The sequence below is a fragment of the Dorea sp. 210702-DFI.3.17 genome, assembly GCF_020560825.1.
GTDB classification, from domain to species: domain Bacteria; phylum Bacillota; class Clostridia; order Lachnospirales; family Lachnospiraceae; genus Dorea; species Dorea formicigenerans.
The window spans coordinates 64,236-76,319 of the sequence record NZ_JAJCNB010000012.1 but is presented as its reverse complement, the minus strand read 5'-3'; the positions used below and the strand labels follow the sequence as shown (position 1 = coordinate 76,319).

11 protein-coding genes are annotated in these 12,084 nt (G+C 46.3%); all 11 read right to left on the bottom strand.

The features are described 5' to 3' along the window. The coding region (locus LI149_RS08150; protein ID WP_227143188.1) for an AAA family ATPase at window positions 1-1,382 on the bottom strand (1,382 nt) is incomplete at its 3' end. Continuing rightward, window positions 1,379-2,875, bottom strand: a complete 1,497-nt coding sequence (gene mobQ, locus LI149_RS08145; protein ID WP_227143187.1) for a MobQ family relaxase — start codon at window positions 2,873-2,875, stop codon at window positions 1,379-1,381. The genes mobQ and LI149_RS08150, both read right to left, overlap by 4 nt. Further along, window positions 2,841-3,200, bottom strand: coding sequence for a DUF3847 domain-containing protein (locus LI149_RS08140; protein WP_002593329.1), 360 nt, complete (start codon window positions 3,198-3,200; stop codon window positions 2,841-2,843). Before LI149_RS08140 ends, mobQ begins: the two co-directional genes overlap by 35 nt. Window positions 3,201-3,582: 382 nt before the next feature. Continuing rightward, on the bottom strand, window positions 3,583-4,197 hold the full coding sequence (locus LI149_RS08135; RefSeq protein ID WP_004845304.1) for an ATP-binding cassette domain-containing protein: 615 nt from the start codon (window positions 4,195-4,197) through the stop codon (window positions 3,583-3,585). Next, the gene (locus LI149_RS08130) at window positions 4,188-6,152 is read right to left on the bottom strand and encodes a DUF1430 domain-containing protein (protein WP_002593327.1); all 1,965 of its coding nucleotides are present in this window, start codon (window positions 6,150-6,152) and stop codon (window positions 4,188-4,190) included. The genes LI149_RS08135 and LI149_RS08130 overlap by 10 nt, the downstream gene beginning before the upstream one ends. Window positions 6,153-6,367: 215 nt before the next feature. After that, complete coding sequence (locus LI149_RS08125; RefSeq protein ID WP_002593326.1) at window positions 6,368-6,712, bottom strand: TnpV protein; 345 nt, start codon at window positions 6,710-6,712, stop codon at window positions 6,368-6,370. Beyond that, the gene (locus LI149_RS08120; protein WP_334301058.1) at window positions 6,709-9,585 is read right to left on the bottom strand and encodes a type IV secretory system conjugative DNA transfer family protein; all 2,877 of its coding nucleotides are present in this window, start codon (window positions 9,583-9,585) and stop codon (window positions 6,709-6,711) included. The genes LI149_RS08125 and LI149_RS08120 overlap by 4 nt, the downstream gene beginning before the upstream one ends. A gap of 23 nt (window positions 9,586-9,608) precedes the next feature. Continuing rightward, the gene (locus tag LI149_RS08115; RefSeq protein WP_024852684.1) at window positions 9,609-9,887 is read right to left on the bottom strand and encodes a DUF4314 domain-containing protein; all 279 of its coding nucleotides are present in this window, start codon (window positions 9,885-9,887) and stop codon (window positions 9,609-9,611) included. 16 nt (window positions 9,888-9,903) lie between these two features. Continuing rightward, window positions 9,904-10,248, bottom strand: a complete 345-nt coding sequence (locus LI149_RS08110) for a hypothetical protein (RefSeq protein ID WP_007884627.1) — start codon at window positions 10,246-10,248, stop codon at window positions 9,904-9,906. A 49-nt stretch (window positions 10,249-10,297) separates the two neighbouring features. After that, the gene (locus LI149_RS08105) at window positions 10,298-11,272 is read right to left on the bottom strand and encodes an ArdC family protein (RefSeq protein ID WP_044927355.1); all 975 of its coding nucleotides are present in this window, start codon (window positions 11,270-11,272) and stop codon (window positions 10,298-10,300) included. A gap of 5 nt (window positions 11,273-11,277) precedes the next feature. Further along, entirely contained in the window at window positions 11,278-12,084 is an 807-nt protein-coding gene (locus LI149_RS08100) for a PcfB family protein (protein ID WP_121055906.1), read from the bottom strand.

Sequence of the window (12,084 nt, the reverse complement as noted above, 5' to 3'; positions counted from 1 at the left end):
GTAGCCTGTGCAATGTCTCCCAGACTGCGGAATATCGGGCGCACCTCGTTTGCCCTGTTCATGTCCACATCTGTGCCCAAAAACGCCTGTACCGGGTCAATGATAACCAGCCTTGCGTTGTTTTCCCGGATTGCTCTTGCGATGCGTTCATCGGCAAGGGTCAGCGGCGTGTCTCTATCGTCAATGACAAGCACTTTTTCGAGGTCTGCGTCTGCTTCCATCAATCGGGGCTTGACCGTATCGCCCAGACCGTCCTCGGCGGTTTGATAGATGATGTTGAACGGCTCAAGGGTTTCCATACCGGGCAAGGGCTTTCGGTTGGTGCAAGCCGCCGCAAGACGCATGGCAAAGTAGGTCTTGCCCTCGCCGGGGTTGCCCTGTATAATCGTCAGCTTCCCAAAGGGGATATACGGAAACCATAGCCAATCCACGCTCGTCAGCTCCACATCTGCCATGCGGAGCATGGGGACAGGCTGGGCGGTGGGCAGCTCTCGCAGCGTGATTGTCTCGGCTATGAATTTGCGGCTGGGAATGTCCCCTTGCTGGCGGAGAACATCGTTCCAATCTTTCCTTGCCGGGACAAGGCGAATGACGGCAATCTCACCGGGAATGGACTGTGCCAGTCGTGTGCAGGCTTCATTTCCAGCGGCGTCGCTGTCAAGGCAGAGGAACACTTTTCGGGTGTCCTTGCGTTCAGAAAGGAAACGGTCAAGGGCTTTGCCCGAAACGCCGCCCAGGGCAAGATAATTTCTTGTCTGCCAATCCTGCGGATAAAGGCAGATAAATGACAAAAGGTCAATCGGCGCTTCAAAGACAAAAAGCTGGTTGCCGTTGCCCTCATAGCGGAACGGATAGGACTTGTCAGACCCGGTAATATCCTGTCTGAATGTGTCTGCCGTTCCTCGCACATGGGCGTATCTCGGTGTGCCGTTTCGGTCTCTACCGACAAACACAACATTGTGCCGCTTTGCGTCCTCGTAAATATCTCCGGAAAGGAGAAAAGCCTCAACCAGTTTCGGGTTGAGACCTCGGCTTTCGCAAAGATATTGAATTGCTCTGTCGGCTGTTCGGTTGTGCAAGGGCAAGTGGAACGCTGTGGGCGGTGCTGTGGTGGCTTCGGTCTGTCCTTTGCCGCTTTCGCCGGTCAGGAGCTTGACAGCTTCGGAAAAGGATTTGCCGTAAAACTCCATGACAAAATCAATGGGATAGCCGCCCTTGCTCTGGCTGTGGCGAAACCATTTGTTTCCCCGGACGGTCAGGCTGTCATGCTCTTTCCAGCGGTATTCCCGTCCGCTTTTGATAAGCGTCTCTCCCTGTGTGCGGAGAAAATCTTCCAGACTGACGGCGTTTGCCCGGTCAATCTGTGCTTGGGTATAATTCATCGGGATAGTTCCTCCTTTTTGTGTCGTGTTTGGGGTCGATTTTGGAGCATTTGTTCCTCTGTACGCTCGTTAAATCGGGCGGCAGTATCTACACATGACTTGACCTTCCAAAGACGGTGTAAATCGTCTCTGACGGTCTTAAACTCGCCATAGGTGGTGTTGTGCGCCTGTTCCAGCTCGTCATACTCTTCGGTCAGCTTTTTCATATCCACCTTGCCGTCCGGGAATTCTCCGGTCAGCTTGCGTCTGGCGGCGTAGAACTGTTTCAGTTCCGTTTCATGCTCTGCCTTGTACTTGGCTCTGGGCTTCTCAAACTTGATTTTCTGCAAGCCGTCATAGACAGGCTTCAAGCTCTGGAAAGCAGCGGAGCTGTCATAGAGCTGCTTAATTGCTTTCATTCGGGCGGTCTGTTCGTCCAGCGTTTTCTTCAAGCTCTCTGTGGCAGCACTGTGTTCGCTGACACGGTGTTCCAAATCTTCAAGGGAGTAAATGCCGTTTGCCCGGAGATAATTGAAAGTCTCGTTCATCTCCTTTAGGTTGCTGACCTTGCCTTTCTGCGAATATGCCCCGGCTCTGCGGCTGGTGTAATAGGCATTCAGCAGAGAAACAAGGTCGGGTGCCTGCGGCTTGGCAAGCTCCGCTTTTGCTTCGGCAATCCAATCAAACAGGAGAGTGATTTTCTTCTTGATGTCACGGATAACGGCATTGGTGGCTTTGATCCAGCGGTTGAACTCGCCTTTCTCGGTGCGTATGCCTTTCTTCTCCATGGCCCGGACGGTTGCGCCCTCGTGGACGGTGGGAAGAAGCTCCACGCCCTGACGCTCATAGCTCCGGTGGTCGATACGAACATCAATACCTTTTTCCGCAAACTTGGCATTGCATAGCTCCGCCCATGTCTGCCGCCAGTATTCCAGCGTTTCGGGACTGCCCCAGTCGGTAGTGGGAACGGCGTTGAACACAAACTTTCCGTCTGCGTCCCGGATACGGTTGCCGTCCTCGTCCAGCTCATACACCCGGCGTTGCTTTAGTCCCCATTTGCCGTTCTGCTCGATGGGGCGGATGGGGCAAAGCACATGAAAATGCGGGTTTGGTATGCCGCCGTCCTCCCGGTCTGGCTGGTGTACGGCGAAGTCAACCACCATGCCCCGGCTCACAAAGTTCTCCAACAAAAATTGCCTTGCAAGAGCGATGTTTTCCTCAAGGGAAAATTCATTCTGCAAGGCAATGTCAAAGCTGTATGCAAGCTGGGCGTTCTTTCCACGCTCGGCTTTTTCCACGGCGTTCCATAGGGTCTGGCGGTCTGCGTATTCGGGCGGTGCATGGGACGGCAGGAAAATGTCAGAGCAGATCACGCCGCCCTTGCGGGTGTAGTCGCTGTATTCGCCGTAATACTCGCTATACAATCGCTCCCCGGCACGGTAGGCGGCAGAAGCAATAGCGGACTGTCCTGCGCTTCGCTTAGTCTGCGTGACGCTCAGATGAAATAGTGCCATCGGCTTTCAGCTCCTTTTCTCTGTTCGCTTGGTTGGTGTGAGTAATCGCCATGTGCCGGACGGCTCGCTGGACTTCGGACAGAGAAAAGATGTGTTCCATCAGCTCTGTCATTTCGGTGCGTGTGAGATCTTTGACCTCCGGGGCAAGGCTCTCAATCGTGCCGCCCAGATTGCAAAGGCGGTGGGTGCGCTTGGTGCGTTCGCCTTTCTCCAGATACTTCTTTCTGTTCTCCAGACGCTCCAGCTTGTGCTTCTCCTGTGCAAGCTGCGTCTCAGCTCGTTCCTTTTCGGCTCGAAGCTGATCGAGGGTTTTCGGTTTTGTCATTGTGATTGACCTCCTTTTTTGATTTTTGGGATAAAAAAAGACCGTCAACTTTTCGCACATTGCGACCAGTCAACGGTCTGATTTTCGGTATTTATTTTTCCAAACTTGCTGGCGGCGAACAGCATTTCATGCTGTTTGCGGACGGCAAGTCCACAAGGGATAGACGCACAAGCGTCGCAAGGGAGTGTAGCTCCCTTGACGGAACGAAGTGACGAAACATTTTCGGTCAAGCAGTTTTTCTCTGCTGACCGGGAATGAAGCTCCGCAGGACGCACATACTCCCGATAGGAGAGTATAGAAGTGCGCCCTTTAGTTCCTAAAGGGATTTTCTTCTGACCCAAATTACATAAAATGTAGATCAAGACATTTCTAAGAGGTACTCTCAGATTTTCACAACATAAGGTTCATCTTCAATAATACCCTGATCGTGGGTAACAATGATAACCGTTTTACCTTCTTCATTGAGTTCGTGCAATAACCTCATAACAATATCTCTATTTTTCTTGTCAAGTGAGCCAGTAGGTTCATCTGCCAAAACAACAGAACATTTTTTCATCATAAGACGAGCTAAAGCAACTCTCTGTTGTTCACCACCGGAAAGCTGATAAACTTTTTTGTTAACTTCCTTTGATAACCCCACACGATTAAGAGCTTCTTTAAGTGATACTTTAGTTCGGCTTGATTTTTTAATCAAACTTAAATTTTCTTTAACTGTCTTATTTTCAAGCAGTGCAAAATTCTGAAAAAGAAACCCCACTGTATCCGCAAAAAAACTGTTTTTATTTTTAAGCCGGGTAATATTCAGCCCTTCGATTATGATACTGCCGCTATCCGGCTTTTCGATACCACCAATCATATTGAGCAAAGTGCTTTTTCCACTGCCGCTATCCCCGCTGATTACTACAAAACTTCCATCCGGAATTTCCAAATTAAAGTTGGAGAAAATTATTTTCTCTCCAAATGCTTTATTTAAGCCACGAATTATAATCATAAACATCCACCTTTCAAGGACTTTGAGATATTTGTTTTTTCAACCCACATAACATTTGTGAAAATGATTGCCATTTCAATAATGGTGAGCAATGCTCCAACCAGTAAAGCAATCCCGACACTTGCGTTAGATATAAAAAGCGAAACAATGCAAATCAATATCACAACGGCTATATTTTCTAAGAGATTAACGGAAATAAATCTTTTGTGCCTTTCATAAAAGCGATAGCCCAAAACCTTTTTGAGGGAGATTTCCATCGCATTAAGTCTAAATTCCATTTTCACTTCAGATATGATGATAGCGATATCTAACAGCAATACTAATACGCAAAGAGAGCTTATAAAGCCAATCAGTTTCACGAGAAAACTATGACTATAAGTATAATCCTCCCCGACATTCGTCAGCATAAAATAGTGTGGACCAAGCTGTTCTGCATATTTTTTCGCAGCATTACGAATTGTGCTTTCATCGCATCCGTAGATCACCTCACCATTATATGTTCCTGTTTCGATATAACTTCCATTCAAAGCAACAGCCTCATTTGCCTGATAAATAACAATCGGATTTGTTGCTCTTGACAATCCGTCAATAGCCTCTTCTCTGTTCGAATTGAGATAATAAAATTGCTCTCTGCCAGAATATTCTTTATAAACAACACGCAGTTCTTCTGCATTTTGGGTAAGAGAGTCAATTTCCTCTTTTGCGATATCTTTGTATGATTCCGCATTTTTTCCCTTTGGCACGAAGACCACGATATCCTCTTTTTCATCATCTTCAGTAAGCATATCAGAAAACCCTTGCAGCATATCTCTGGCATTATGATTTACAAAAATATAATTATCCGTATCGCTTATCCGGCTGCCTATGCAGACCACCGGATTTATAGTGTTGTATTCATTTTCGTAAAGGTCATTCCAAAATTCGCTCTCTTTGGATTCCTCCTCATTTTCTTCAAAAGGAGGTTCAATCTGCATAACTCCAAAATAGTAATCATTATAATGATTTTCTAAAAGAGTAGTGTTTGTAAGTAAATTACCTTGAATGCTACTGAGATTTGTAGTTATTGTAAAAATCGTCATAGCAGTAGCAAATACTTTAAGACCGTTCAGAAGATAAAACATACCTTTTTTATCTGAAGCATTGGCAAAGGCTTTTTTTACATCAAAGCGGACAAAAGCAGCATAAGGAATTACGGAAAGAACTGCTCCGGCACAATACACTGCCAAAATGAGATGATCTTCATACGCTCCCGATATAAATTGAGAAACAAGCAACTTTGCTAAGACGAATAATGCAGCATATGAAATCATATCAGCCACTACAGCTTTTAGAGCAATCACAGCAGCATTTTCGCCCAGAGAAGCTCGTACAACTACTTCCTTTTGTCTGCGTATCACCTCAATCATATTAAGTACAATCATCAATATGGCAACCAGGCCCCAAACAATGAACATCATATCAGTTTCGGTTGATTGCCAAAACTCTGGCTGCGATATAGAATATTCTTTTGCCAAATCTTGATATGTGGCAATAATGTCATCATCGTCACCGATATAGCTGACCATTATTTCCTGTCCATTGCCTGTGTTTTTTGCTTCTCTAAAATCTTCAAATTCTATTACGGTGATTCCGCCTATCAAAGCCGTATATGTTTTTTCCTCAATATCCATTGTGCTTTTAAGACTATCCCGAACAACGGTATCATCACCATAAATATAAAGTCTTGTCTGATAATTAGAAACTCTCTGATTAAAAGTCGAAAAAATATGAACACCATGCTTCTCAGCTGTATCTTCTGCATTGGCTAAAAATGAATCCATATCGTCATTAGTAGTTGTGTATCTGGACGATAAATAATAAGCACCATTAAAGTTCCAGAGCATATTTTGATATACTTCAGCTTGCATAACAAAAGCAAAAATAATCGTAATCAACAGCAATATATTTCTTATATGTTTCATTTAAAATTCTTAAACCTCCTTTGAATAGGTAACAGACACACGATTGCCCAAAATACTAATATGGATTTTTTCATACAACCACATTCTCTTGTTAGATTCTAATTTTCCGTTTTCTTTATTCGCATAAATTGTACCATAAAACTCGTGAACAATTCTACCGCAACTTTGGACTACATGAGAAAAGTCCGAACAGTTTTCTGCCCGGACTTCCTCGCTCAATCATAAATCAATTCCACTTTCACAATCTCCTCTGCCTGTGCCTTGCAAGCGTTCATCTGCCGCACCCATTCCATTTGGTTTTCGGCTTTCAGTTGCTCGGTCACGCCGTTTTGCTCTGCCAGTGACCGCACGATCAGCTCCATGCGGTTTCGTGCTGTTTCGTCAATCTCGGCGCAATGCTCAAAGAGCTTGTCGGATAGCACCAGCTCATTGAACAGTATCGGACGGTGCATTTCCAGATACGCCTTGCGAAGTCTGCCGTAGTGTCCGAGGGGCTTGGTCTTGCGGATAATGATGTTCGGGATAAGATAATCACCGTTCTGTGTGTAAGTGATATTCATGCTGTTTGTACTCCTTTCATCGGCTCTCTCTGCGGTAAACTGCTGACGGGAACGAACACTCCCTTTGCAATGTCCTCTGCACGAATGGCGGCTTTCTTGGCTTCGATTTCTGCCTTTTTTCTCCCCTTGATTTTGTCCTCGTATCGCTTCTGCGCTCCGCTGGCTTTCCGCTTCAAGTAGTTCTGATGAAGCCTGTCCTTGCGTTCCTCACGCTTGCGGATTTCCTCTAATTCCTCCGGGGTAAGCTCCGCTTCTCCAAACGCCGGGGGAACGAATCGCCCAACAAAATTGAAGTAAATCTCGACCTCCTGTGTGGTCTGTATACTGCCCTTGCGGTCACGCTCATGCACAAGGATTTTCTCGATAAACTCGTTGAGCATGGCAATGGTCAGCTTGTCGAAGTTCTCATATTTGTCAATCAGAGCGATAAAACGGTCAGCGTCCTTTTCGTGCTTCTCATAGCTCTTGACAGCCTTTTCCAGAACAGAGATTTCAGCGGTAAGCTCGGACTGTTCCTTTTCGTATTGAGCGTCCAGAGTGGCGTATCTGCTGTCGGACAGCTTGCCTAAAATGTTGTCCTCATAGATTTTGCAGAGCAGGACTTCCAGCTCGGAAACTCTCTGCTTTGCTGTGGCAAGGCGTGTCCGCTGCTTCCTGACCTCTGCCGTCTGCTGGCTGGACTGCGCTTCCTGCACCACACGGACAAACTCGGCTCGGTCATGCTTGGCATATTCTGCAATGGCTTTGAGCATTTCAGAGACAAGGGACAGTACCACATCTTCATTGATACGGTGCTGGGTCTTGCAGAGCGTTCCGCAAGGAACTTTGGTGTACTGTGAGCAGGTGTATTGAGAAATGCGCTTGCCGTTATTGGTGCGGTGGACATACATCTTGCCGCCGCAATCGGCACAATAAAGCAAGCCTGTGAGGGGAGCTGCTTCGCCCCAGCCGTCCGGGTAGCGTCTGACATTCCCACGGATTTTCTGCACAAGGTCAAAGGTCTGCTGGTCAATAATGGCTTCGTGCGTATTCTCAAAAATCGTCCATTCGTCCTCCGGGACATAATGGCTTTTCTTGTCCTTGAAGTGCTTTCGGGTCTTGAAATTGACGGTGTGTCCCAGATATTCACGCTTTTCAAGAAGGTTGCAGATGGTGGAAGAACCCCAGCCGTACACATCTTTGAAAGTCTTATTCTTGTTCACGCCCTCGCCGTGCTGGGCAAGGTAAGCGGACGGAATGAGGACTTTTTCTTCTTTCAGCTTGCTGGCGATCTGATACGGACCGTAGCCCTCAATCGTCATGGCAAAGATGCGCTTGACCACATCAGCGGCTTCGGGGTCAACCAACCATTGGTCTCTGGCTTCGTTCCAGAGATAGCCGTAAATGACCGTGCCTGTGAGGTGCTTGCCGGACTTGCCTTTGGACTGGAAAGTGGAACGGATTTTACGGCTGGTGTCTCTGGCGTAATACTCGTTCATAATGTTGCGGAAAGGGGTAAAATCATCGTCCCCTCTGGCACTATCCACGCCGTCATTGATGGCGATAAGTCGCACGCCACGCTGACGCAGGATTTCCATAATCTGACCGACTTTCAGATAGTCACGACCCATGCGGCTCATGTCCTTGATACACAGATACTCCACATTCCCGGCTTCAACCTCTTTCATCATTGCCAAAAATCCGGGACGGTCAAAGCAGGTGCCGCTAATGCCATCGTCCGTGAAATGGACAATGTTTGTAAAGCCCTGCCGTGCGGCGAACTCCTCCAACATAGCCTTTTGATTGGATATGGAATTGCTCTCACGCTGTTGGTCATCATCTTTGCCAAAGTCATCACGGCTCAGTCGTTCGTACAGAGCTGTGATTTTCTCATTTTTTCTCATAACTTGCGCTCCTTTCTTCGGTTTTAGGTTGTGTGTTCTAAGAGACTTCCCAACCGCTTGATTAAGAAGTCTTTTAGAGCATACAACACCGGCCGCCTGCTTATAAATGGCATACTGCTTGACCGCAATACTCTCTGGGTCCCGCATTTCCAGTCTTTCAAACAAAATGTCCAATGGTGACTGGTAATCCTCATCATCTTCTTTGACCTGTGCGCTTCCAAGCATTTCCATAATCATCGGGAAGTTCTGTTCTTCCGGTGGAGCTTCATGCAGTAAATACAGCATAAGTGCCTGTAAAAGTGCAGTCTCTGACTTTTCCCAGAACGGGTCCGAGCTTTGTGCACCTTTCGGTGTCGTGTTGCGGATCAGGTTGTTAATTAGTTTCAGCACATCCTTGTCATCCCGGACATACGCAAACGGATTATAACACCAGGAAGTCTCCGGATTGATCAAATCAAAAACCCGGACTTCATATCCATTCCGTTCCAGAACACCTCCTGTTTTGCGCAGAAGTTCCGCTTTCGGATCTGTGATCACCATCGAGCAGTTGCACTGCATGATGTTCGGAATCGCATAGGTCCGGCTCTTTCCTGCCCCGGAACCTCCGACTACCAGCACATTTAAATTTCGTTTATGCTTATATCCATCCAGTCCCATGCGGAAATGCTGTGTCAGAAGCAGATTATTCGTGTACTGCTTTTCGCAGTAACGTCTGCAGATTTCGGACACGTTGCCCCATTTTGCGGAACCATGTTCCACGCCTCTTCTATAATTTCTTTTTTGGGATTCATAAATACCAATGCCTAAGAAATAGGCTGCTGTGAATATCAGAATACATTTGAACGTATACGGTGTATACGTGATAAAAAACGGCTGTTCGAGTTTTTCGCTCAGCGTTTCTAAGATTTGAATAAAATTCTTATCCGGTGTAATGGCACAAGCGGTAATCGCTGCCGCCCACCAGACAAATGGCAGAAAGACAAGATACAGAACCCAGTCCTGCTTTTTTGTACTTATCTCTGCAAGTCAGATTCTCTTTTCTTGCGTGGCTTTTCTTCTGGATGTCCCTGTCCTTCTTTCTTATGAAAGGAATCCACTCCCGGTATCAGTGAGAGACTTCTGCCGTTGTCCCACTTAACACCAAGCTGGCCTGCATCATCCACATACTGCACAGTTCCTTCCAGTCCCTGCGGCATACCCGCTTCTCCATCCATCGAATTCAGACAGATTCTTGTTCCTGCCGGATACTGTTCTCTAAGTCTTGCCACTTTTTCTCTTGAATAAATGACCAATCAACCACTCCTTTCTCTACCAGAACATGTGTCTGCTAGTATTCGGTTTTGCAACCTGAATAATAACTTTATCTATTCCATCACTGTATCTTCCGGCTGCAAGATATTTACTTCTGAGTCTGTTCAGTGCCTTACGGATCTGCCTTTGTTCCCCGGCTGTAATCTGCAGTCGTTTCTGAGCGAGGTCGTATTCACTTACTTTTTTCAGAAGAGCTTTCGTTTCTTCCAAACATTCATCCTGCTCACTCTGCGCCTGTAGCTCATCATTCAGTGCCACCACGAACATATTTTTCATAATGTTATCCATCTTCAAATAGTATTTTGTCATCTGGCTGACCTCCTTTTTTGTTACACCAACCATATCACAAGACCTCCGTAATAGCTACTCCAACCGTCCAACTTTTTCACTTTTATCGTTCCGGCTGGTTCTTTGCTTTTTTCTCTTTTCCAGATGCTTTTTCATCCTTGGTTTCCGGTGTTTTTACAGGGTCTCCGATTGCGAACTCATCGGTTACATACTCCTGTTCCTTTGCACCAAAATTCCGTTCGATATGGTTTCGGATACTATAGGAAGCCTGACGGACATCATTTAAAAAGTCTCTCAGTTCCTGTGGATCTTTCTTTCCACATTCATTTCTCTGTGCAATATACTCCAGATTGAATCCGGTAACATCCACACCATAACGTTTCGCAATCACATAGGCTGCACAATAAGCCTGTGCACTGACTTTCTGTCGGCTGTAGGTTCCGGTATGCTGGTCCAGTGCTGCACACGCCAGTTCTCTGTTCAGTGCATGGAATGTCGTTACTTCACTCATTCCGTTGCGGATATAAATGGTACGGTATCTCGGATTGTACTGGGCCTGCACTTTGTCTGGCAGATCATCCTCAATCTGCACACGTACCGACTGGTCTTTTAAGACAGTTCCTATCAGTTCTGTCAGACTTCGCTGAGGGCGTTCTTCCAATGGCTTTCCAGACATCTGACTGATGTCAAATCCTTTTCCAATCGTATACCCTCTCCGCATTTCTCCGTCTTTTTCGTATTCAGTGGAAATCATATAAGTAATGCCATGTTCCCCGACTTTGACCGAACGGTGTTCTTCTCTCCAGCGTTCATAAGACCTTACCACCTTAAAATCTGGATGCTGTCCGTAAATCAAAAGCAGATTCGGTGTTCTCTGGGTATTACACTCTGCCATAAAGTCCAGAAAGCCTTTCAGTTTTTCTCCATCCTGAAAAACTCCCTGTGCCTGTGAATCTACTTCAGCCCATACCTCTTCTCTTTCCTGCTGTTTTTTGGCTGCATATTCTTCTTTCGTCAATTTCTGTTCAGGAACCTGCTGTTCTTCCGTTCCCCCTGAAATCATATCTGTTAAATCCATATACATTACCTGCCTTTCGTTTTCATATTCTTACGTTTCTTCCGGCTCTCTCTGGCATTTTTCCGTCTGTCCGGCCTCTTACGTTTCTCTTCCTGTTCCTTGCGGATATCTCCGAGTTCTTTCCGCACAGATGGTTTTTCATTCTTTTCTTTCCAGCTAATTTCCCGATCGGAAGAAGTATTTCTGTTGCGCGAGAAAGGTTCGGATGGATTCTTTTCTTCCCCCTCCTGCGCCTGTGTAAAATTTCCTTCCGGGAAAGCCTCATCCCCGATCTGGAACATTTCTTCCGCATCGTCCAGTTCAAATTCTATCTTGCCTTCCGGCAGGACAACAGTCTCTGTCCGTACATTCTCCCCGGATGCTTGTTCCATCTGGTTCTCTGCCTTTTCCGGTGCATTCTCTTTTTCCACTGCTTCTGTAACCATAGAGCCTGATTCTGCTTTTACAAAATCCAGATTCATCCGGTCTAATACCCGGTTCATCTTTGCTGCATCATCTGCAAATACCATGACTTCTGTCTGGTCCGGATTCACCTTATCTTTGATAACTACATATAAGATACCTCTCGCCTTGGCTTCTTTTGCAAATTCTTTTAAACGGTCACCCGGAACGGTAAAAAATTTCATCGGGCGCTGTTCCTTTAACATTCTGGTAAGCCTTGTTTTCCCTCTTGTCTTTTTCTGATCCTTTAATGCGGCCGCAATAAAGATTGCCACATGCTTTGCCACATTTCCGGTAATCTTCAAAGAGTATTCCATTCCTTCCAGACTGTACCGCACCACCTGATCCGCCGGTTCTGCTCCATAATTCAT

What these genes read in the sequence shown, in the direction of transcription:
- mobQ (WP_227143187.1), bottom strand. Translation starts at nt 2,875, where the DNA reads ATGGCACTATTTCATCTGAGCGTCACGCAGACTAAGCGAAGCGCAGGA.
- LI149_RS08140 (WP_002593329.1), bottom strand. Translation starts at nt 3,200, where the DNA reads ATGACAAAACCGAAAACCCTCGATCAGCTTCGAGCCGAAAAGGAACGA.
- LI149_RS08135 (WP_004845304.1), bottom strand. Translation starts at nt 4,197, where the DNA reads ATGTTTATGATTATAATTCGTGGCTTAAATAAAGCATTTGGAGAGAAA.
- LI149_RS08130 (WP_002593327.1), bottom strand. Translation starts at nt 6,152, where the DNA reads ATGAAACATATAAGAAATATATTGCTGTTGATTACGATTATTTTTGCT.
- LI149_RS08125 (WP_002593326.1), bottom strand. Translation starts at nt 6,712, where the DNA reads ATGAATATCACTTACACACAGAACGGTGATTATCTTATCCCGAACATC.
- LI149_RS08110 (WP_007884627.1), bottom strand. Translation starts at nt 10,248, where the DNA reads ATGGTTGGTGTAACAAAAAAGGAGGTCAGCCAGATGACAAAATACTAT.
- LI149_RS08105 (WP_044927355.1), bottom strand. Translation starts at nt 11,272, where the DNA reads ATGGATTTAACAGATATGATTTCAGGGGGAACGGAAGAACAGCAGGTT.
- LI149_RS08100 (WP_121055906.1), bottom strand. Translation starts at nt 12,084, where the DNA reads ATGAATTATGGAGCAGAACCGGCGGATCAGGTGGTGCGGTACAGTCTG.